Genomic DNA, 22349 nt, shown 5'->3' on the forward strand with positions numbered 1-22349 from the left:
GTCGCGAAGAGCCCTCGTGCCGGGAACGGACCTCGCGTCCCTTACCGCCCTGGCCGTCCTGGCCGCTTTGACCACTCTGCCCGCCCGGGCCGCCTCGACCGCTCTCCCCATCGGCGCGGTCGAGCCCGGGAATCCAGCCGCGCCCACCGGCCGCGCTGATGTTCTTGTCGCCGGACGCGCCGGTCGCTTCGTCGTGATTCGTCATGCGGTGACCATCTCGCGGATCACGAAATTCCGTTTGAGCCTGTGGATAACCATCGCCATGACCACGCCAGAAGTCATCCACAGCTCGACGGCTCGTTCGCGCTTTGTCGGACCCATCCGGTTGCATGGAGCCATGACCAACGAAGACCCGCGACCCACAGTCCCCGACAACGCACCCGACGCCGCCCGCAAAGAACTCCGGGCCACGGCCGACTCCGTCCTGGCCCGCCTGGTCGGCGCTCAGCCGGGCGAGGCACGGCTGCGCGAGGACCAGTGGCGCGCCATCGAGGCGCTGGTGGCCGACAAGCGCAGAGCGCTTGTCGTACAGCGCACCGGCTGGGGCAAGTCCGCGGTGTACTTCGTCGCGACCGCGCTCCTGCGCGGGATGGGCGCCGGACCCACGGTGATCGTCTCGCCGCTCCTGGCGCTGATGCGCAACCAGGTGGACGCCGCGGCCCGCGCCGGCATCCGCGCACGGACGATCAACTCGTCCAACACGGAGGAATGGGAGACCATCCAGGCCGAGGTGGCGGCGAGCGAGGTCGACGTCCTGCTGGTGAGCCCCGAAAGACTGAACAATCCCGACTTCCGCGATCAGGTGCTGCCCAAGCTGGCCGCGGCGACCGGCCTGCTGGTGGTCGACGAGGCGCACTGCATCTCCGACTGGGGCCACGACTTCCGGCCGGACTACCGCCGCCTGCGCACCATGCTCGCCGACCTCCCGCCGGACACCCCGGTGCTGGCCACCACCGCGACGGCCAACGCGCGCGTGACGGCCGATGTCGCCGAGCAGCTGGGCACCGGCGTGAGCACCGACGCGCTCGTTCTGCGCGGCCCTCTGGACCGGGAGAGCCTCAGCCTCGGTGTGCTGCGGCTGCCGGACGCCGCGCACCGGATGGCCTGGCTCGCCGAGCACCTGAACGACCTGCCGGGCTCCGGGATCATCTACACGCTGACGGTGGCCGCCGCCGAGGAGGTCTCCGCGTTCCTGCGCCAGAGCGGATACACGGTGGCGTCGTACACCGGTAAGACCGAGAACGCCGACCGCCAGCAGGCCGAGGAGGATCTTCTCGCCAACCGCGTCAAGGCGCTGGTGGCCACGTCGGCGCTCGGCATGGGCTTCGACAAGCCCGACCTGGGCTTCGTGGTGCACTTGGGCTCCCCCTCCTCCCCCATCGCCTACTACCAGCAGGTGGGTCGCGCCGGCCGCGGTGTGGAGCACGCGGAAGTGCTGCTGCTGCCGGGCAAGGAGGACCAGGCCATCTGGGAGTACTTCGCCTCGGTCGCCTTCCCCCCGGAGGAGCAGGTGCGGCGCACGCTGGACGTGCTGGCCCGGGCCGAGCGCCCGCTCTCCCTGCCCGCTCTGGAGCCGCTGGTCGAGCTGCGCAGATCCCGGCTGGAGACCATGCTCAAGGTGCTCGACGTGGACGGAGCCGTCCACCGGGTCAAGGGCGGCTGGATCTCCACCGGCATGCCCTGGACGTATGACACCGAGCGCTACGCCTGGGTCGCCAAGCAGCGGGCGGCCGAGCAGCAGGCGATGCGGGACTACGTGTCGACGACCGGCTGCCGCATGGAGTTCCTGCGGCGGCAGCTGGACGACGAGGGCGCCATGCCGTGCGGGCGCTGCGACAACTGCGCCGGCGGGCGGTTCCAGGCGTCCGTGTCCGCCGCCGCCCTGGACGCGGCGAACGGCGAGCTGGACCGCGCGGGCGTCGAGGTCGAACCGCGGAAGATGTGGCCGACCGGGCTGGCCGCGATCGGCGTCGAACTCAAGGGCCGCATCCCGGCCGGCGAACAGGCCGAGCCGGGGCGCGCCCTTGGGCGGCTCTCGGACATCGGATGGGGCAACCGGCTGCGGCCGATGCTCGCCCCGGGCGCCCCGGACGGGCCTGTTCCGGACGATGTGGCCCAGGCCGTGGTCGGCGTCCTGGCCGACTGGGCCAAGGGCCCCGGCGGCTGGGCCTCCGGTCAGCCCGACGCGCCGCGGCGCCCGGTGGGGGTGGTGACCATCGCGTCGCGGTCTCGGCCGCAGCTGATCCACTCGCTCGGTGCGCGGATCGCGGAGATCGGCAGAATGCCGCTGCTGGGGTCCCTGGAGTACGTCGGGGAGGCCTCCCCGGTCTCCCGGAGCAACAGCGCCCAGCGGCTGAAGGCGTTGGACGGGGCGCTGACCGTGCCACCAGGGCTGACCCAGGTCCTGAGTGAAACGGAGGGTCCGGTTCTGCTGGTGGACGACGCCACGGACACGGGCTGGACGCTGGCGGTGGCGGCCCGGATGCTGCGCAGAGCGGGCGCTCAGGGGGTGTTGCCGCTGGTCCTCGCCGTACAGGCGTGACCCGTGTGTCGCGATTCGAAACACCGGGCAGGTATATAGGGAGTTAATCGCCTGAAAACGGTCGGTGACATCAATTGCTCGTTGCCGCATCCCAGTTCGACAGGAAGAATTGAGCTCCGCTCCCCGCACGGTTTGCCCGTGGTCCGGTAGGGCTCTGCTGCGGCGTGCCATTCCCCCAAGTCCGACCCCGCCCGTTGTGTGGGCACGTAGCCGAAGGGAGGACCGTGACCTTCGGATTCGCTCCGTCCTCGGCGGCAACCTTGTCGACGTCTCCCGACCTGTCCGCCGCTTCCACCAACCCACTCACTCGCATGCTGGAACCCGCCGAATGGGCCTCGGCCGGGATTCCGCTTCTGCGTGATCCCCGTGAGGTCGTCAGCGGCCTTCACGCTCGGCACCGGCCCAGACCGTCGACCGCGGTCGTCGCGGTGCTCGACCATGACGAGCGGCTGATGGCGAGCGCCTCCTTCACCCGGCGCCCGGCACCCGCCGACGGCTGGATGTTCCGCAACGCGCTGCTCGCGCAGCTGCGCCGGGTCATCCCGCACGACCTGCGGCGCCGCACTCCGGCGCGCACGGCCGTGCTGCTGTACTGCCGGGACGGCGACGCGCGCTGGACGGAGGAGGACGGGGCGTGGATGTGGGGGCTGCGGGACGCCTGCACGCTCCATGGGCTGCGGTGCGGCGCGTACATCACGCTGACACGTGACGGCTGGCAGGTTCTCGGCGAGGGCCGCGGCGGTCGCCGCCCCAACTCCGAGTCGGCGCCGGAGTTCTACGTGGGCGAGGTGCTGCCGCCGCTGCCCCGCACCGGAGGCGTCGCGTCCGAGGTCATGCGCCGGGCGGCTGCCCGCTGAGACCGGTGGTTCGTGTGTGTCGGCCCGCCCCGGGGAAGGCGGGCGGCACACGTCGGGCCGAGCGGGCACCAGGGTCGTGGCATCCGTGCGCGGGTGTGCCCCGGTCCTGCTCACGGGGACTCGATCCCGGGCCGCCCACGCTCCGCGACGCGGAGACCGCGCAGACGCGGAAGCCGCACACGGACAGGAAGCAGGACCCTCAGCCGACCGCGCGCACGCCGGCGCGGCAACGGGACAGGCACGGGCGAACGCGAAGCGGCCGGTCGGCCGGAGAGCGGACGGGCTAGCGGTCGGGCTCTCACCTCGCGACACCCACGAGGAGCGGGCAGTCCTCGACCGGCGGCCGGCGGCAGGGCGGCGAGCCCGCACGTGGACGAGGGGCAGGCGTGCACCCAAGGGCGTCCATGGGCGCGCACGCGTGCGGGTACGCCGAAGGGACCGCCGTACAGGTGCCGCCGTGGCGGCACCCTCAGCGTCCCGCCGGGCGCGTTCCGGACCGGGTCCGGAACGCGCTCAGACGCCTGCGGCCAGGACCGAGTTGATCTGCTGCGGGTTGCCGCAGACGATCAGCAGGGCACCGGCCCGGCCGAGGGCCACGGGCAGGGCGGTCGCGGCGGCGTCGCCGGAACCTCCGTTGACCGCGACCACGACCACGGGGCGGGAAGCGGCCCGGGGGGCGAGAGCGGCGTCGGCGTAGAAGACGTCGTCGCCGGCGTCGTGCTGCGCCCAGTAGGCGGCCTCGCCGAAGGAGAGCTCGTGCGCGGCCCACGGGTGGGGGTCGCCGGTGGTGATCACCAGCACCTCACCCGGGGCGCGGCCCGACTCCAGCAGCAGGTCGACGGCTTCTTCCGCGGCGTCCAGCGCACCCTGGGCCGGAGCCGGGACGAGCTGGATCTGTGGGGTGACGGCCGCGGGTGCGGCCGGCTTGGCGGACGGCCCCGGCGTGGCCACGACCGGCTCGCGCGGGGTGCGTTGGGCCGGCATCGGCCGGACAGGACCCGGACGGCCGGGACGCGGCGGGGCCGCGGGACGGGGACCGGGTACGGGGCGAGGGGTCGGCGCGGTGCGGCCACTGGCCGGAGTGACGCGGGGACCCTGGGCACTCTCGTGAATCTGAGGCTCCTCGGGAATGAGAGGCATGAGCTGATATCTATCAAACGCCGGTGCGACTCGCCCCGGCGGGTGGCACATGAGTGCGAACGGAAACGTCAGAAATCGAAGCCGAGCTGGCCTTCGATCTCCGGAACGGTTCCGTCCGTCAAGCTGCGGACCTTCTTGAGGTGCCGCCACTGGGGCAGCGCATCAAGATACGCCCACGACAACCGGTGGTACGGGGTGGGTCCCCGCTCCTCCAGCGCGGCTTTGTGGACCGGCGACGGATAACCGGCGTTGGCCGCAAAGCCGAAGTCTGCATGTTCGATGCCCAGTTCGGCCATCATTTTGTCGCGCCGCACCTTGGCGATCACCGAGGCCGCCGCGACGGCGATGCAGGACTGGTCGCCCTTGATCACCGTGCGGACCTTCCAGGGGGCGCCGAGATAGTCGTGCTTCCCGTCGAGGATGACCGCGTCGGGGCGGACCGGCAGGGATTCCAGGGCGCGTACGGCCGCGAGGCGCAGCGCCGCTGTCATTCCCAGTCGGTCTATCTCCTCCGGGGAGGCGTGCCCGAGGGCGTACGCCGTCACCCACTTCTCCAGCTCCACGGCGAGCGCGGTGCGGCGCTTGACGGTCAGGAGCTTGGAGTCGGTGAGGCCTTCGGGAGCACGGCGCAGTCCGGTGACGGCGGCGCAGACGGTGACGGGGCCCGCCCAGGCACCGCGCCCCACCTCGTCGACACCGGCAATGACCTTCGCTCCGGTCGTGGCGCGGAGGGAGCGCTCGACGGTATGAGTGGGGGGTTCGTACGGCATGGCGCCCTCAGACTACGCCGCCCGGAGCGCCTCGCGACACCCAGGTCCCCGCACCGCCGGATCGCCCTCCTCGGAGCCGACAGAGCCCTGGGCTCGCACGCCTGCCGACCGGTGCGCGCCAACCCGTCGGCCGGCCCACTCAACGTCCGCCGACCAGCCCGCGCACAACCCTCGGCGCCCCCACGCCAGCCCCGCACGGGCCGGTCAGCCGACGCGCACACCCAGCAGCGGGACCATCATCTGGTCGATCATCTCCTGGAGATCCAGGTCGCTCCATTCGCTGGCGCACACCTTCGTGCGGTACATCATCATGGCCGGGACGGCGTCGAAGACGTACGAGTTCGCGGCGTCGGGGCGCACCTCGCCCCGGTCGATCCCGCGCTGGACCACCTCGCGGAGCAGGTGCAGGGTGGGCTCCACGACTCCGCCGACGATGACCTGGTTGAAGCGTTCGGCGTGCCTGACATCGCACTCGTGAAGCACCGAGCGAAGCGCGATCCCCGACCGGGAGAACATCGCCTCGCGGACCCGCCGGCACACCTCCAGCAGGTCCTCGCGGACGCTGCCGAGGTCGGGGGCACGGGTCAGGTCGGGCAGCCCGGCCTGGAGCGCGTCCGCGACGAGGTCCGCCTTGGAGGGCCAGCGGCGGTAGACCGCCGCCTTGCCGGTCTGGGCGCCGGCGGCCACACCTTCCATGGTGAGACCGCTCCAGCCGACCGCGCCGAGCTGTTCCAGGGCGGCTTCCAGGATCGCGCGCTCGAGCACGGCGCCGCGCCGGCGCGAGGAGGTCGCCCGAGCGGGAGCGGCCGTCCAACGCGAAGTAACCATCAGAGTGTCTCCGTCGTACAGGGAGCGGAATTCGGGGAGTTCAGGCCGGGCTTCCGGGCCGGGGGGCAGGCCAGAAGGTCGAGCCAGAGTTCGGGGCGGGCCATGCGGACCAGGGAGTCGGATCGGGAGGGACGGGCGAGGAGAGACGGGTCGGGGAGTCGGGCCGGGGTCTGGTTCGGAGCGTTCAGTTCGGAGAGTTCGGTTCGGGGAGTCCCGGTTCCGGGAGTTTCTGGTTCCGGGAGTTCCGTCTCCGGGAGTTCCCGTTCGGGTGTGTGCGTGGGGCGAGTTGAGCGGGCCGCGCCGCTGAAACAGCCACTCAGTGAACGCTTGCGTTCACTGACGGGGACTCACTACCGTTGACGCGGCAGTGAACGCGAGCGTTCACTAAGGCACTTGTGGGGGAAGCACAGTGACAACCTCTCAACTCGTCAAGGACAGTAAGCCGGGTGCGGCCCGCCGGGAGGGGCATCCCGGCATCGCGCTCACGGTCATCGCGGCCTGCCAACTCATGGTGGTACTCGACGCGACGATTGTGAACATCGCCCTCCCGCACATTCAAGACGCTCTCGACTTCAGTACGACCGACCTGACCTGGGTGGTCAGTTCGTACACCCTCACCTTCGGCGGTCTGCTGCTTCTCGGCGCTCGGGCCGGTGACATCCTCGGCCGGCGCCGCGTCTTCATGACCGGCATCCTGCTGTTCACCTTCGCCTCGCTGCTCGGTGGACTCGCCCAGGAACCGTGGCAGTTGCTGGCTGCGCGGGCCTTGCAGGGCATGGGTGGCGCGATCGCGTCGCCGACCTCGCTGGCCCTGATCACGACGACCTTCCCCGAGGGTCCGGAGCGGAACCGGGCCTTCGCCGTGTTCGCGACGGTCTCGGCCGGCGGCGGCGCCATCGGTCTGCTGGCCGGAGGCATGCTCACGGAGTGGCTGGACTGGCGGTGGGTCCTCTTCGTCAACGTGCCCATCGGCATCCTGATCGCCGTTCTGGCACCGATGTACATCAACGAGTCCCCGCGTCACCCGGGGCGCTTCGACGTCGTGGGCGCGCTCACCTCGACCCTCGGTATGGCTTCCCTGGTCTACGGCTTCATCCGGGCGGCGGAGAACGGCTGGCGGGACGGTCTCACGATCGGCTCGTTCGCGGCGGCCGCGGCCCTGCTGCTGGCTTTCGGAATCATCGAGACGCGGGCGCGCGAGCCCATCACGCCCTTGCGGATGTTCGCCGACCGCAATCGTTCGGGCACCTACGTGATCATGCTGAGCCTCGCCGCCGCGATGTTCGGGATGTTCTTCTACATCGTGCTCTTCGTGCAGAACGTCCTGGGCTACACACCGATCTCGGCCGGTGTGGCCTTCCTCCCGGTGACGGTCGCGATCGCGGTGGGCGCGGGTCTGTCGCAGCGCTTCCTGCCGGTGCTCGGCCCCAAGCCGTTCATGGTCACCGGTTCGTCGCTCGTCGCCCTCGGGCTCGGCTGGCTGACCTTCATCAGTCCCGACGACACGTACGTGGGCGGGGTCCTCGGGCCGATGCTGATGTTCGGCTTCGGAATGGGCCTGAACTTCGTGACGCTGACGGTGACCGCGGTCTCCGGTGTCGCCCAGCACGAGGCGGGCGCGGCCTCCGGTCTGCTCAATGTCACACAGCAGGTGGGCGGTTCGCTCGGCCTCTCCATCCTCACCACGGTCTTCGGCACGGCCAGCCGCGACGAGGCGCAAAAGCAGCTGCCGAAGTTCATGGCGGACGGCTCGGCCGAGCAGAAGGCGGAGTTCGCCAAGACCCACCAACTGCCCGCCCCCTGGGGTCATGACGTGCTCGCCCACGGCATCTCGACCGCCTTCGTGCCCGCCGCAGGCATGGCCCTGCTCGCCCTGACCACCGCGGCGCTGGTGATCAGGGTCCGCAGGAGCGACCTGGAGGCCCTCGCCGGTACGGCGGGGCCGGCCGCGGGCTGAGGACGCGACCGCGGAAGGCCCGAGCACGATCCGGGTCGGGAGCCCTCCGGCTCCCGACCCGGAGATCAGCTCAGCAGCTCAGGAAGACCTCAGCGGCGCTCGGTCGTCTCCGACAGCGAGGCGCACACGCTCCCGTCGACGGACGCGGTCGGCGGGTGGTCGCGGAGGATGTCCCGAGCCCGGGCCTCGCCCCAACTGGTGGCGTACCAGGGCGCGTCGTCCTCGCTCAGGTCGTCGGCGATCGCGTTCAGCACACAGGAACGCATCGGCTCCTTGAGCTTGTCGAGGGCGGGTACGGCGTCGGCCGACAGGTCACGCGCGTACTGGAGGTCGAAATCGCCCGTGTGCTCGTACCGCTGGACGTTCTGTTCGGCGATCAGGGCGTCGGGCGACATCAGCCCGAACGCGAGGACGCCGGCCGCCGCACTGGCCGCGACGGCGCGGGGCAGCCAGCGCGCGCCCCAGACGCCGGCGGCCATGATGAGGACGATCACCAGGCCCAGCCACAACTCCCCCGCCAGTACCGAGATCCTCAGTCGCGTCAGACCATAGGCCTCCACGTACATGTCCATCCGGCGTACGGCGGACGCCACGACCACGAGCGCCAGTGCGCAGAGGGTTCCCAGCACACCGCGCACGAGCGTCCGGTCCCCCGCGCCGTCCCGCGGTGCCCAGCGCAGTGCGAACACCACGACGAGCAGGGTCAGCAGCGTGACGATCAGCAGCTGCCAGAAGCCCTGACGCGCGTACTCGGCGTACGTCTGGTGGGTCTTCTTCAGTACGGCGTCATATCCGCCGAAGAGGACGACGAGTTGTACCGCGTTGAAGGCGGCGAAGAGCACGGTGAGCACGATCAGCGGAAGGGCCCACTCGACCCGGTTGCGCGGGCGCCCGGGTCGTACCACGACCCGGTCCAGGCGCACCGGCGCGGCCGCCGTGTGCGCCACGGCCAGCGCCATGACCAGGCCCGTCACCAGCAGCACCAGGCGCCAGGGTCCGCCCGTGACCGAGGCGTCCGGCACCAGGTCGCCGAGCAGATCGGCGAAGGCGGCGTCGGCCCCGGCGAACAGGGCGCCGAAGACCAGCAGCAGCAGCGCGCTCACCACGAACGCGCGCAGTCCCACACCCACGCCGCGACGGGCTCCGCCGAATCGTTCCCGCAGTCCGCGCCAGCCCCAGGCGACACCGGTGACGACGGAGTTCACCACCCCGATGGGGCCGAGCAGCACCGCGGGCCAGGTGCGGCCGCCGTTCAGCGCGAGCGAGCCGAGCCCGATGGCCGCGGCGACGGCCAGGAACGACGGCCAGCCGGCGTCCCGCAGTGCGGGCACCGCCAGCAGGCCGATGCCGCCGATGCCCCAGACCAGGCTCCACGCGCGCGTGCGGCGTCCCGCGGCCCGGCCCGCGAAGTAGGCGGCGAGGGCGGCGGGGACGGCGACCAGCAAGAGGTTGACCGCCAGACCGCCGTCGAGGAGCAGCATGCTCAGCACGCCGGTCGCGAGCACGGCCCACAGCGTGGGCGTACCCACCGGCGCGGGCGAGGTGGCCCACAGATCGGGCGACCAGAGATCGCGGCCGGGCTTCGGTGGCGGCGTCTTGTCGGTGCGTGCGTGCGACGAGCGGTCCGTACCCCCCGGTTCGGCCGTCTCGTGCGCGTCCGCGGCGTCTGCGTCCGGGCGGCGCCCGGTGGATTCCGGTGCGTCCGGATCCGCGTCTCTGGATGCCGGCGCGTGCGGATCCGTGTCTGTGGCTGCCGGTGCGGTCGATTCCGTGGAGCCCGTGGAGTCCGCTGCCGCCGGATCCGTGGAGTCCGCCGATTTCGGCGTCTCCGGGGTCGGGGCTCCGGCGCTGAGGGTCCCCTCGCCCTCCTCAGGTTTCTTCCGCGGTGCCGGTTTCCCGTCGGGCTCGGGCGTGGACGGTATGTCTGACAAGGGATCCCCTCCCAGCCGGTCACCGGGCAGCCCGGGGCGCACTCGGCGGCGGAGAGGCTGGCGGCCGGCATCTCGTCGGCACACGCCCGTCATGATCAACGGACGGCGTGGCGCACAGGGTATCCACGGGGCAAGGGGCCCACCACGGCGCTGCGGGGCTGTAGCAAGCCTGTGACACGGGCATGTGCCGCAGTGGGACCGCCCCGCCGCCGAAGGGCCGCACAGACGCGCTGACGCCCGCCGACGGCCGCCTTCAGAGCACCGTCTACGGGCCCGGCCACTCAGCGCAGGCCCGCCCCCTCGACTCAGGCCCGACCCTCGACTTGGGCCCGACCCTCGACTTGGGCCCGGCCCTCGGCACAGGCCGGCCCGCCCCCTCGACTCAGACCTCTCAGCTCAGGCCGCCCCCTCGACGCAAGCGCGACCCTTCAACGGCACAGACCCGACCGTCGACTCGAGCCCGACCCTCAGCTCGGCCCCCGGCGTCTCAACGCCCCGTCGCGAGCCCCGGCAGCCAGTCCGGCAGTGCCTCCGTGGCGTCCAGCCAGTCCCCGGGGGGCGCGCCCGCCTTCCCGGAGGCGACCACGCCGCCGACGATGGAGCAGTTCGTGTCCACGTCACCGCCGACCTGGGCGGTGGCCCAGAAGCCCTTCTCGTAGTCACCGAGGGAGCGGGCGGCGGACCAGAGGGCGAAGGGGACGGTGTCGTGGGCCGACGTGCGCCGGCCGCAGCCCAGTACGGCGGCGACGGTCGCGGCGTCCCCGTAGTCGAGCATGTCCCGGGCGCGGCGCAGACCGGCTCCGACCGCGCTGCGCGGCACGAGCGCGATGACCCCGTCGAGCAGGGTCTCGGCGCTCGGCGGGCCCGCGGGGTCGGCGGCCAGCGCGGCGGCCGCGGCGACGGCCATGGCGCCGACGACGGCCTCACGGTGCTGATGCGTCGGATAGGCGGAGATCTCCGCCTGGTGGGTCGCCTGCTCCGGATCGTCGGCGTACCAGGCGCCCAGGGGGGCGATCCGCATCGCGGCGCCGTTGCCCCAGGAACCCTGTCCCTTGAAGAGGGCCGACGCGAGCTCGCGCCAGTCGCCGCCCTCGCGGACCAGGCGCAGCAGGCGGTTGACGGCGGGGCCGTACCCGCGGTCGAAGTCGTGGTGGTGCGCGAAGGAGTGGGCCAGGGCGTCCTGGTCGATCCGGTGGTGGGTGGCCAGGACGGCGACCACGGAGCAGGCCATCTCGGTGTCGTCGGTCCACTGCCAGGGGTCCGGTGGCAGCTCTCGGCGCTTGAGCAGCGGGTAATGCGCGGGCACGAAGAACTGCGAGCCCAGCGCGTCTCCCACCGCGAGTCCGCGCAGGCTGGCGAGGGCGCGCTCGAAGCGCCCTTCGGGAGAGGAGTCAGCGATCATCGCCCTGCCACTCTATCCGGTGGCTCCGTACGACTTCCGGATCGCGCCACTGCTCGAAGGGACGGTCGAGGGTGTACCGGCCGTCCTCTCCGAGAACGAGCATCCGTACCTCCGCGTTCCCCGGGTTGGAGAGCGATTCGAACTCGGCGACCGTCCAGTGGAACCAGCGCATGCAGAAGAGCCGCATGGCGAGGCCATGGGTCACCAGGAGCACGTTCGGCGGGTGGTCGGGGGCCTCGAAGCTGCGGTACAGGCTCTCCAGGAAGTTGCCGACCCGGTCGTACACGTCGGCGCCGGACTCCCCCTGGGCGAACCGGTAGAAGAAGTGGCCGTAGGCGTCCCGATATGCCTTCTGGAGCCGTACGTCGTCCCGGTCCTGCCAGTTGCCCCAGTCCTGCTCGCGCAGTCGCGGCTCCTCGCGCACCCGGACGAGCCCGGGGTCGAGATGGAAGGCCCGGAAGGTCTCGTGGGTCCGGCGGTACGGAGAGACGTAAACGCTTACGTGCTCATTTCCGAAGAGTTCACGCAGCCGTTTGCCGGTGTCCTCCGCCTGCTGCCACCCCGTCTCCGTGAGCGCCAGAGCATGGTCGGGCTCGCGTTCATACACGGTGTCATCGGCATTGCCCACCGACTCGCCGTGCCGGACAAGGACGATGCGCCGTGGTCGTGCCATGCCAAAACCCTAGATCGTGCCGGCCCTGTTCGAGCAGTCGTACCGGTCTCATAAGGCGCAGGTCACACCATCCCTCGCACACCCGTTCGCCCGAATGGGTTCAAAGCGGTCCACGAAGGGTGTCGAGCGTGCCGAGAGGGCGGAGGGGACCGTCAGACGATCCAGCCGGGTTCCAGCTGTACGACGTCTCCCGCGAGAGCGGCTATGTCGGCTTCCAGCTGCGCGCGCAGCGCCAGCCGCTCCAACCGCTCGGCGCGGTACTTGCCGTGCTCGGCGGCCGACTGCCACATGGACAGGACCAGGAACTCGCTGCCCGGCGCCTCGCCGAACATGCCCCGGATCATGCCGGGCGAGCCGGCCATCGCGGGATTCCAGACCTTCTCCTGCATGAGCGCGAAGTGCTCGGCACGGTCCTCGTGGACACGGCAGTGCGCGACCCGGACCGTGTCGGAGTCCGTGAAGCGCGGCTCGAAGCCGGTCTTCACGTCGAAGCGGTAGTCGAACAGCTTGACCTGGGAGTCCTTGAACGTGCCCGACTGCGAGGCCGCCAGCCGGTCATGGGACCGGGCCATGAAGGAGTCGTAGAAGGCGCGGCTCTCCCAGAACGAGAAGATGTGCGCGACACCGGACCGTCCCACGCTCCATCCTCCCCCCTGTCCCCGGAATCCCGGCTCCCCCAGAAGCCCCGCCCACTTTCGCTGCCCCCGTTCGAAACCGCGGCGGTCGACCACGGTGCAGCGAATCCACTTGACCAGCACCGCGCCATCGTAAGGCCCAGGAACGTGGCGCCGGTCACGCTCCGGCGAGGTGGATCGGGGCGCCCGCCGCCGCGGGCGTGGCACGATGGACAATCGGCCCTACTCTCAAGGGAGTTGGTCCGGTCACTGCTGAAGAACGGGGAGGGACGTCGGGTGAACGGTCTCAACAAGGGGATCCGCAAGGCCGAGTTGGCGATCAAGTGGGATCCCAGTCCCGTGGGCGAGCCCGCGACGGATCTCGACATCGTCGCGGCGACGTATCTGGCGTCCGCCGCGCACGGAGACCCGGACTACGTGGTGTATTTCGGCAGCCGGTCGCCCGACGGCACCATCTATCTGAACCGCGACAGCAAGGACGGCAAGGGGTTCGGCTGGGACGAGGTCATGACCCTCGAACTCGACCGCCTGGACGGCCGATACGCGCGCGTGGTCGTCGGTGTCACCATCCAGCAGCGGACCGAGGCGCGGACCTTCGCCGGTGTCCTCCATCCCGGATTCCGGCTGCGTGAGGGCTACACGGTCCTGACCGAGGGGGACTTCGGCGACGTCCTCGGCTCGACGGCCGCGACCATCGGGGAGTTCGTGCGCGACCACTCCGGGGAATGGACGTTCCACGCGGGCATCCACGGCTTCGACACCGACCCGGCGACCTTCGCCCGGGTCATGGGCAGCCCTCAGGAGGCCTGAGACACGGCCCGGGGCCGGGCACCGGCGCCGAACCCGGGCCCGGCCCCCTCCCCCTGCTCCCCGGGACGGCGAACCGTGGACGGTCAGCCGGTCAGCCGTTCTTCCAGCCCGGGACCGTCGGCAGCACCCGCTCGGCGACGCGGAACAGCGCGGCGTCGTCGGGCGCCACGTCGTCCTGGCGCCAGAGCGTGATCTCGAAGGAACCGCCGCCCTCCTTCTCGTCCCGGGCGACCAGCAGGCTGCGGGCCACCCCGCCGGGACCACTCCCGGCCTTGCCGGAGTCGAGGGTGAGGGCGATCGTCCGGTCCGAGTAGAGGACCGCGGGGTGCCCCAGGATCTCCCGCGGCTGGGCCTTGGGGAGCAGGTCGAGGCCCTGGGAGACGGAGAACCGGTCCTCGGAGGCCGACAGTTTCACGGAGTAGCTCTCCAGGGTCACGGTCGCCTCGGGGCTGGCCATCCTCGTGCCGCCGTCCAGGGTCATCCAGCCGTCGTCGCCGTCGGCCGTCCGCGCCTGCTCGTCAGGCGTCCCGAGGAGGGCCGGCAGGTCCGCCCTGTTCAGCGCCCGGCACAGCTCGGCGCCGGAGACCCGCTTCGCCGGCAGGGTGCTGTGTCCGTCCGCGCAGGTGGCCGGTTCGTCGGCGCCGCCGTGCGGCAGGATCCGCGTCACCCCCCATATGCCCCCGGTGACCCCCGCGACGAGCACCACCGCCGCGACCGCCTGAACCCCCACGTTCAGGCCGCTTCTCGATCCGTCCGCCGTTCCGCCCATGTCCCCGCCCTCCCCCTGCGCCCCGTGCGCGGAGGGAGACTAGCCGTTGATCGTTTCGCGGGAAAGGCGAATTCCGTCCGTGACCGGGGCCCTCGCGCCACGACACACGGAATGTCCGCACACCGGGCCCGCGCCGGACCGCGCGACGGCCCCCGCGACAGGCCGCGCGACAGGCCGGTCCGGCACGCCAGAACAGCCCCTGTCCCCCGGACCGAACCGAGCCGGACCGGGGGCGGGGGCGGGGACGGGGCAGTGCCGGACAGGACCGGGAGAGACCGGACCGGGCCCGGCGGGACACCGCGGTACCCGCCCGCCAACGCCGAGGGCGGTGGAGCCGACTGCTCGCTCCACCGCCCTGATCAGCTGTTCACGCCCTGGGGGCGCCCGGTGTCAGCCGCGACCGTTTACCGGACCTGCGTCCGGCGTCAGCTGCAACCGCTCGTCGAGCCGCAGCCCTCGCAGATGTAGCAGGACCCGGCCCGCTGCATCTTCGTGCCACAGGAGAAGCAGAGCGGGGCGTCGGCCTGGATGCCCAGCTGCATCTCGACCAGCTCGGCGCTGGTGTGGACCTGCTTCGGCGCGGCCTCGGCCACGACGGCCTGGGGCTTCGGGGCGGCGACGGCCTTCAGCTCCTGCGCGAGGGGCGCCGACTGGGCCAGGCCCTCGACGTCGACCTCGTCCTCGGCGGGCTCGTAGGAACCCGTCTCCAGGTGGCGCTGACGCTCCTCGGCGGAGTGGATGCCGAGCGCGGAACGCGTCTCGAAGGGCAGGAAGTCCAGCGCCAGGCGGCGGAAGATGTAGTCGACGATCGACTGCGCCATCCGCACGTCCGGGTCGTCCGTCATGCCGGCCGGCTCGAAGCGCATGTTCGTGAACTTCGAGACGTACGTCTCCAGCGGGACGCCGTACTGCAGGCCCACCGAGACGGCGATCGAGAAGGCGTCCATCATGCCCGCGAGGGTCGAGCCCTGCTTCGACATCTTCAGGAAGACCTCGCCGAGACCGTCGTCGGGGTAGGAGTTGGCGGTCATGTAGCCCTCGGCGCCGCCGACCGTGAAGGAGGTCGTGATGCCGGGACGGCCCTTGGGCAGACGCTTGCGGACCGGGCGGTACTCGACGACCTTCTCGACCGCGGTACGGATGGTGTCCTCGGCCTTCGCCGTGACCTCGGCCTTCTCCTTCTCCTTGGTCTTGGCGGAGAGGGGCTGGCCGACCTTGCAGTTGTCGCGGTAGATCGCGAGCGCCTTGACGCCCATCTTCCACGCCTCGAAGTAGACCTCTTCGACGTCCTCGACGGTCGCCGTCTCCGGCAGGTTGACCGTCTTGGAGAGCGCGCCGGAGATCCACGGCTGGATCGCGGCCATCATGCGGACGTGGCCCATCGCGGAGATGGAGCGCTCGCCCATGGCGCAGTCGAACACCTCGTAGTGCTCGGTCCGCAGACCCGGGGCGTCGATCACATTGCCGTGCTCGGAGATGTGGGCGACGATCGCCTCGATCTGCTCCTCCTGGTATCCCAGGCGGCGCAGGGCCTGCGGCACGGTGCCGTTGACGATCTGCATCGAGCCGCCGCCGACCAGCTTCTTGAACTTGACCAGGGCGAGGTCGGGCTCGAGACCGGTGGTGTCGCAGGACATCGCGAGACCGATGGTGCCGGTGGGGGCGATGACGGAGGCCTGCGCGTTGCGGAAGCCGTTCTTCTCGCCGAGGCGGATCACGTCCTGCCAGGCCTCCGTGGCGGCGGCCCAGATCGGGGTGTCCAGGTCGTCCATGCGGACGGCCGCGGTGTTGGCGTCGGCGTGCTGCTTCATGACGCGCTGGTGGGGCTGCGCGTTGCGGGCGTAGCCGTCGTACGGTCCGACGACCGCGGCGAGCTCGGCGGAGCGCTTGTACGACGTACCCGTCATCAGGGAGGTGATGGCGCCGGCGAGCGCGCGGCCGCCGTCGGAGTCGTACGCGTGGCCGGTCGCCATCAGGAGGGCGCCGAGGTTGGCGTAGCCGATGCCCAGCTGACGGAAGGCGCGGGTGTTCTCGCCGATCTTCTCGGTCGGGAAGTCGGCGAAGCAGATGGAGATGTCCATCGCGGTGATGACCAGCTCGACGACCTGGGCGAAGCGCTCGACGTCGAAGGACTGGTGGCCCTTGCCGTCGTCCTTGAGGAACTTCATCAGGTTCAGCGAGGCGAGGTTGCAGGACGTGTTGTCCAGGTGCATGTACTCGCTGCACGGGTTCGAGCCGTTGATACGACCGGACTCCGGGCACGTGTGCCAGTGGTTGATCGTGTCGTCGTACTGGATGCCCGGGTCGGCGCAGGCCCAGGCGGCCTCGGCCATCTTGCGGAAGAGCGACTTGGCGTCGACCTTCTCGATGACCTCGCCGGTCATGCGCGAGGTGAGGCCGAAGGTGCCGCCCTCCTCGACCGCCTTCATGAACGTGTCGTTCACGCGGACCGAGTTGTTGGCGTTCTGGTACTGGACGGACGTGATGTCGTCGCCGCCCAGGTCCATGTCGAAGCCCGCGTCACGCAGGGCGCGGATCTTCTCCTCCTCCTTGACCTTGGTCTCGATGAAGTCCTCGATGTCGGGGTGGTCGACGTCCAGGATGACCATCTTGGCCGCGCGGCGGGTGGCGCCGCCCGACTTGATCGTTCCTGCGGAGGCGTCGGCACCGCGCATGAAGGAGACGGGACCCGAGGCGTTGCCGCCGGAGGAGAGGAGCTCCTTGGAGGAGCGGATGCGGGAGAGGTTCAGGCCGGCGCCGGAGCCGCCCTTGAAGATCATGCCCTCTTCCTTGTACCAGTCGAGGATCGACTCCATGGAGTCGTCGACGGCCAGGATGAAGCAGGCGGAGACCTGCTGGGGCTGGGGGGTTCCGACGTTGAACCAGACCGGGCTGTTGAAGCTGAAGATCTGGTGCAGGAGGGCGTAGGCCAGCTCGTGCTCGAAGATCTCGGCGTCGGCGGGGGAGGCGAAGTACTTGAAGTCCTCGCCGGCCTTCCGGTACGTCTTCACGATGCGGTCGATGAGCTGCTTGAGGCTCACCTCGCGCTGCGGGGTGCCGACGGCACCGCGGAAGTACTTGCTGGTGACGATGTTGACCGCGTTCACCGACCAGAAGCCGGGGAACTCGACGCCACGCTGCTCGAAGTTGACCGAGCCGTCGCGCCAGTTGGTCATGACGACGTCACGGCGCTCCCACTCCACCTCGTCGTACGGGTGCACGCCGGGGGTGGTGTGGATGCGCTCGATGCGCAGTCCCTTGCTGCCCTTGGCTCCGCCCTTCGCGCGGGAACCTCGTGCCGGACCGCTCGCCGTCTCTGTCATGCCGCCTCCCTGTAACAGGCTAAAACGCGCTCAAGTGCCGCGAACTTCCCGTGGCACGGTCTGTGTCTGATGCCGCGCGCGCCGCTGAGAACGGTCGTGCGCTGCAAGTCTGTGGTCGCCGCCCGCGGGCGGGCCCGGACGCCTCTAGGGGTCCGGTCCGCGGTCAGTCGGCGGCGGTTGCGGGCACGGGAACCTCCGCGGTTCCACCGGGCCCGTGGTCGTTCTCCCGGCACACCGCGTCCGGGACGTCGTCGTCCGCGGCGGGGCGCTGATTCACCTGCCTGAGTTCCGCGATGGCGGCTTCGAAGTCGTCGAGCGAGTCGAAGGCCCGGTACACGGACGCGAACCTCATGTAGGCCACGAGGTCGAGTTCCTGCAAGGGTCCGAGTATGGCCAGCCCCACGTCGTGGGTGGTCAGCTCGGCGCTTCCGGTGGCTCGCACGGCCTCCTCGACCCGCTGCCCGAGCTGCGCGAGCGCATCCTCGGTGACGGGGCGTCCCTGGCACGCCTTGCGCACGCCGTTGATCACCTTGGTGCGGCTGAAGGGCTCGGTCACGCCTGAGCGCTTCACCACCATCAGCGAGCACGTCTCCACGGTCGTGAAACGACGGGAGCAGTCGGGGCACTGGCGGCGCCTGCGGATCGCCGTGCCGTCGTCGGTCGTACGACTGTCGACGACGCGGCTGTCGGGGTGCCTGCAGAAGGGGCAGTGCATGGCTCCAACCCTCCTTCACAGCACGACTCAGGAACCTCGCGGGACCTCAGGGGCCCCACGAAGCAGCCTCAAGCATAGGCGATGCCCGGAGGTCCGGAGACCCGGGGGACCACAACTTCTGGGATGCCTGCGCAATCCAACCACTAGATGTGGGGATCGGCTCGTGAATTCGCCCACGACGCGCGTGTCGTACACGTAAGGGCACGTGCCGCACAGGCATACCCATCCCGGACACACGGGGATAGCGTGGCCGACGCACGGAAGGCGCCGGTCCCCGGTCGGCCGGGCACCGGATGGCAGACTGGGCGACGGCCCAGGTCAGCCGGTACGGCCGCCGCCTCCGGCGGTGAAGGGTACAGCAAACGGCCCTTTTGTCCGCCAGAGGTACGTGGCCGGTCATACACCCGGACACATGCGCACGTCAGGCAATTCGCGGTTTTTCACTCGAACGTGTGTTTGGCGCAACCTTTCGAAAGCTACTACCGTTGTGCAGCAGGGAGACCATCGAGAGGGGCCGACGTGACCACCACCGCAGACAGCGCCACCATCACCGCCCAGGACCGCTCCCAGGGCCGACTCGAGCCGGTGCATGTGATGAACGAATCCGCGAACCATGAGGGGCCAAAGCGCTCCCTGCCCGGCCGACCTCCAGGCATCCGGGCGGACAGTTCGGGACTCACGGACCGGCAGCGCCGGGTGATCGAGGTGATCCGGGACTCCGTGCAGCGGCGCGGCTACCCACCGTCGATGCGGGAGATCGGGCAGGCCGTCGGCCTCTCCAGCACCTCCTCCGTCGCCCATCAGCTGATGGCGCTGGAGCGCAAGGGCTTCCTGCGGCGCGACCCGCACCGGCCGCGCGCGTACGAGGTGCGCGGCTCGGACCAGTCGTCGGTACAGCCGACGGACACGGCGGGCAAGCCGGCCGCTTCGTACGTCCCGCTCGTCGGGCGGATCGCCGCCGGTGGCCCGATCCTGGCCGAGGAGTCGGTCGAGGACGTGTTCCCGCTCCCCCGCCAGCTCGTCGGTGACGGAGAGCTGTTCGTCCTGAAGGTCGTCGGCGACTCGATGATCGAGGCCGCGATCTGCGACGGGGACTGGGTGACGGTCCGCCGCCAGCCCGTCGCCGAGAACGGCGACATCGTCGCCGCGATGCTGGACGGCGAAGCCACGGTGAAGCGCTTCAAGCGCGAGGACGGGCACGTGTGGCTGCTGCCGCACAACTCGGCGTACCAGCCGATCCCCGGTGACGAGGCGACCATCCTCGGAAAGGTCGTCGCCGTCCTGCGCCGGGTGTGACACCGCGACGGGCGGTCCGCCGCCCCCGCCCCTGACCGGGCCCCGGAACCAACTGCGCCGGTTCCGGGGTCCTGTGCGTTTTCGGGCCGGGAGCCTCGACCGGGGATGCCCGGTCCGGGACCGCCGGGTCCCGGAGCCTTGCGACCACCGAACAGGACCGGGGCCCAGCAGGCACCAGAACCCTGGACCGGCGAACAGACGTCGGCGATCCCGGATGGCCGAACAAGAGCTGAGGCCCGGAGCGCCGGACGGACACCGGGACCCGGACGTCCCGGCAGGCGCCGGGGCCGGGCGGTGTCGCCGTCGGTGTCAGCTCCGGGGCGGGGTTACGCGTCCTCCGGTTCCGCCGATTCGTCGGCGGGCTCCGGCGCGGGCTCCTCGGTCATGCGGGCCTTCTCGTCGATCGCCGCGAGGGATCTACGGGCCTGGCCCGGGTCCGTGGTGTACCAGAAGTCCGGGAGCGAGGCCTTCAGATAGCTGCCGTAGCGGGCGGTGGCCAGACGCTGGTCCAGCACGGCGACCACACCCCGGTCCCCGGAAGCGCGGACGAGTCGGCCGGCGCCCTGGGCCATGAGGAGGGCGGCATGGGTGGCGGCGACGGACATGAAGCCGTTGCCCCCCTTCTCCTCGACCGCCTTCTGGCGCGCGCTCATCAGCGGGTCGTCGGGGCGGGGGAAGGGGATCTTGTCCATGACGACCAGCTGGCAGCTGGGGCCCGGCACGTCCACGCCCTGCCAGAGCGAGAGCGTGCCGAACAGACAGGTCTTCGGATCGGCCGCGAAGTTCTTGATCAGCTCGCCGAGCGTCTCCTCGCCCTGGAGCAGGATCGGGTACTCGGGGATGCGGGTCCGCAGTTCCTCGGCCGCGAGCTGGGCCGCGCGCATCGAGGAGAAGAGGCCGAGGGTGCGCCCGCCGGCGGCCTGGATCAGCTCGGTGAGCTCGTCCAGCATGTCCCCGCGATCGGCGTCACGCGCCGGGCGGGACAGATGCCGGGCGACATAGAGGATGCCCTGCCGGGGGTAGTCGAAGGGCGAGCCGACGTCGACGCCCTTCCACTGCGGGAGGTCGTCGCCCTCGGTGCCCTCCGGGGGGAGGCCCATGGAGGCTCCCACACCGTTGAAGTCGCCGCCGAGCTTGAGGGTCGCCGAGGTCAGGACGACCGACCGGTCGGCGAAGAGCTTCTCCCTGAGGAGCCCGGACACGTTCATCGGGGCGACGCGGAGCGAGGCGCCGAAGCGGTCGTGCCGTTCGTACCAGACGACGTCGTACTCGGAGCCGTTCGCGATGCGCTCCGCCACGGAGTGCACGGACTCGACGGACGCCAGGGCCTGCTTGCGCACCGCGTCCTCGTCCTGGACGGACTTGTCGCGGGTGGAGCCCAGGGCGGTGATCACCGTGCGGGCGGCGTCACGCAGGGCCATCAGCGCGTACCCGAGGTCCTCGGGGATCTCCTCGATACGACCCGGCAGGGCCAGCTCCATCAGACGCTCGAAGCCCTCGGCGGCGGTCTGGAGCTGGTCGGCGGCCTTCTCGTTGACGAGCTTGGCGGCACGGCGCACGGCACGGTTGACCTGTCCGGACGTGAGCTCGCCGGTGGCCACGCCGGTGACCCGGGACACCAGCTCGTGGGCCTCGTCCACGATCAGCACCTCGTGCTGCGGCAGGACCGGCGCGCCCTCGATGGCGTCGATCGCGAGCAGCGCGTGATTGGTGACGACGACCTCGGCGAGCTTGGCCCGCTCGCGGGCCATCTCGGCGAAGCACTCCGCCCCGTAGGCGCACTTGGTGGCGCCGAGGCACTCCCGGGAGGACACCGACACCTGGCCCCAGGCCCGGTCGGAGACACCGGGGGTGAGGTCGTCCCGGTCGCCGGTCTCGGTCTCGTCCGCCCAGTCCCGCAGCCGCAGCAGGTCCTGTCCCAGCTTGCTGGTGGGCGCGGCCGCCTCGAACGGGTCGAAGAGGCCCTCCTCCTCGTCCTGCGGCACGCCCTCGTGCAGGCGGTGCAGGCACAGGTAGTTCGACCGGCCCTTCAGCATCGCGAACTCGGGCCGCCGGCGCAGCAGCGGGTGCAGCGCGTCGACGGTGCGCGGGAGGTCCCGCTCCACGAGCTGGCGCTGGAGCGCGAGGGTGGCCGTCGCCACGACGACCCGCTCTCCGTGCGCGAGCGCGGGCACCAGATAGCCGAGGGACTTTCCGGTGCCGGTGCCCGCCTGGATCAGCAGGTGGGAGTTGTCGTCGATGGCCGCGGCGACGGATTCGGCCATGGTCACCTGGCCGGGGCGCTCCGTGCCGCCGACGGCGGTGACGGCGGCATGCAGGAGTTCGGGGAGTGAGGGCTTTGTCATAGCGCTGCCAGCCTACGGGGCGCCACTGACAACCGGGCGATCAAGTCCGCAACCGACGGCGTGATCAGGGCGGGCTCGGCGCGAGGGGTCAGGCCGGGCGCGGGGAGGGGAATCACGGCCGGTGAAGGGGCCCGGGCGGCGGTCCGTGGAGCGGCGGGACCGGCGGGCGTCTCCCGGGCGGCCGGGACGACGGACGGCCTGGCAGCCGGGACGGCGGGCGGCCGATCGTCAGGGACGGCGGTTGGCCGGTCGTCCGGGACGGCGGGCGGTCGGGGCACAGGGACTCCTCAGCGAGGATCCGGATCCCCTCGGCGGGGAACCGGGTCCTCCTCGGCAGGGACCGGTGTCCTCCTCGG

General features: G+C 71.0%; 15 protein-coding genes and 1 pseudogene. 5 read left to right on the forward strand and 11 right to left on the reverse strand.

The features are described 5' to 3' along the window. The first annotated feature begins 337 nt into the window (after positions 1–337). Both IO36_RS15395 and IO36_RS15400 read left to right on the forward strand, forming a co-directional pair. Complete coding sequence (locus IO36_RS15395; RefSeq protein WP_037620257.1) at positions 338–2542, forward strand: RecQ family ATP-dependent DNA helicase; 2205 nt, start codon at positions 338–340, stop codon at positions 2540–2542. 224 nt (positions 2543–2766) lie between these two features. Continuing rightward, the gene (locus IO36_RS15400) at positions 2767–3399 is read left to right on the forward strand and encodes a hypothetical protein (protein ID WP_037620259.1); all 633 of its coding nucleotides are present in this window, start codon (positions 2767–2769) and stop codon (positions 3397–3399) included. A 513-nt stretch (positions 3400–3912) separates the two neighbouring features. Here IO36_RS15400 and IO36_RS15405 read toward each other — a convergent pair. The 3 genes from IO36_RS15405 to IO36_RS15415 all read right to left on the reverse strand — a co-directional run bounded on the left by IO36_RS15405 (position 3913) and on the right by IO36_RS15415 (position 6137). Beyond that, entirely contained in the window at positions 3913–4539 is a 627-nt protein-coding gene (locus IO36_RS15405) for a hypothetical protein (protein WP_078943217.1), read from the reverse strand. A 68-nt stretch (positions 4540–4607) separates the two neighbouring features. Next, positions 4608–5309 (reverse strand): ribonuclease HII, encoded by a 702-nt coding sequence (locus tag IO36_RS15410; RefSeq protein WP_037620262.1) that lies wholly within the window; start codon positions 5307–5309, stop codon positions 4608–4610. A 204-nt stretch (positions 5310–5513) separates the two neighbouring features. Beyond that, entirely contained in the window at positions 5514–6137 is a 624-nt protein-coding gene (locus tag IO36_RS15415; protein WP_037620264.1) for a TetR/AcrR family transcriptional regulator, read from the reverse strand. 409 nt (positions 6138–6546) lie between these two features. Here IO36_RS15415 and IO36_RS15420 point away from each other — a divergent pair, with 409 nt between their 5' ends. Continuing rightward, positions 6547–8094: an MFS transporter gene (locus IO36_RS15420; protein ID WP_037620266.1), complete on the forward strand. Its 1548-nt coding sequence runs from the start codon at positions 6547–6549 to the stop codon at positions 8092–8094. Positions 8095–8183: 89 nt separating this feature from the next. On the opposite strand, the gene IO36_RS15425 is transcribed toward IO36_RS15420, so the two are convergent. From IO36_RS15425 to IO36_RS15440, 4 genes and pseudogenes are all read right to left on the reverse strand, one after another. Beyond that, complete coding sequence (locus IO36_RS15425) at positions 8184–10025, reverse strand: DUF4153 domain-containing protein (protein ID WP_425535532.1); 1842 nt, start codon at positions 10023–10025, stop codon at positions 8184–8186. 487 nt (positions 10026–10512) lie between these two features. Further along, a complete protein-coding gene (locus IO36_RS15430; protein WP_037620267.1) occupies positions 10513–11427 on the reverse strand; it encodes an ADP-ribosylglycohydrolase family protein in 915 nt (304 codons plus the stop codon). Between the two features lie 12 nt (positions 11428–11439). Beyond that, positions 11440–12100, reverse strand: a pseudogene (locus tag IO36_RS15435) (histidine phosphatase family protein). A 152-nt stretch (positions 12101–12252) separates the two neighbouring features. Then, positions 12253–12858: a YdbC family protein gene (locus tag IO36_RS15440; RefSeq protein WP_037620269.1), complete on the reverse strand. Its 606-nt coding sequence runs from the start codon at positions 12856–12858 to the stop codon at positions 12253–12255. A 24-nt stretch (positions 12859–12882) separates the two neighbouring features. Between IO36_RS15440 and IO36_RS15445 the strand changes: the two genes are divergently transcribed. After that, on the forward strand, positions 12883–13545 hold the full coding sequence (locus IO36_RS15445) for a TerD family protein (RefSeq protein WP_425535533.1): 663 nt from the start codon (positions 12883–12885) through the stop codon (positions 13543–13545). Positions 13546–13636: 91 nt separating this feature from the next. On the opposite strand, the gene IO36_RS15450 is transcribed toward IO36_RS15445, so the two are convergent. The 3 genes from IO36_RS15450 to nrdR all read right to left on the reverse strand — a co-directional run bounded on the left by IO36_RS15450 (position 13637) and on the right by nrdR (position 18352). Beyond that, positions 13637–14275 carry a DUF6215 domain-containing protein gene (locus IO36_RS15450; protein ID WP_342455120.1) on the reverse strand — a complete coding sequence of 213 codons (639 nt, stop codon included), beginning with the start codon at positions 14273–14275 and terminating at the stop codon, positions 13637–13639. A gap of 464 nt (positions 14276–14739) precedes the next feature. Next, positions 14740–17637 carry a vitamin B12-dependent ribonucleotide reductase gene (locus IO36_RS15455; protein WP_037620273.1) on the reverse strand — a complete coding sequence of 966 codons (2898 nt, stop codon included), beginning with the start codon at positions 17635–17637 and terminating at the stop codon, positions 14740–14742. A gap of 163 nt (positions 17638–17800) precedes the next feature. After that, positions 17801–18352 (reverse strand): transcriptional regulator NrdR, encoded by a 552-nt coding sequence (gene nrdR, locus IO36_RS15460; RefSeq protein WP_037620275.1) that lies wholly within the window; start codon positions 18350–18352, stop codon positions 17801–17803. A gap of 519 nt (positions 18353–18871) precedes the next feature. Here nrdR and lexA point away from each other — a divergent pair. Beyond that, positions 18872–19648 carry a transcriptional repressor LexA gene (gene lexA, locus IO36_RS15465; protein ID WP_037620277.1) on the forward strand — a complete coding sequence of 259 codons (777 nt, stop codon included), beginning with the start codon at positions 18872–18874 and terminating at the stop codon, positions 19646–19648. A 326-nt stretch (positions 19649–19974) separates the two neighbouring features. Here lexA and IO36_RS15470 read toward each other — a convergent pair whose 3' ends face one another. Continuing rightward, positions 19975–21993, reverse strand: a complete 2019-nt coding sequence (locus tag IO36_RS15470) for an ATP-dependent DNA helicase (protein ID WP_037620279.1) — start codon at positions 21991–21993, stop codon at positions 19975–19977. Positions 21994–22349: the final 356 nt, after the last annotated feature.

It is taken from the genome of Streptomyces aureus, assembly GCF_000725495.1.
In the GTDB taxonomy this organism is placed as follows: Bacteria; Actinomycetota; Actinomycetes; order Streptomycetales; family Streptomycetaceae; genus Streptomyces; species Streptomyces aureus_B.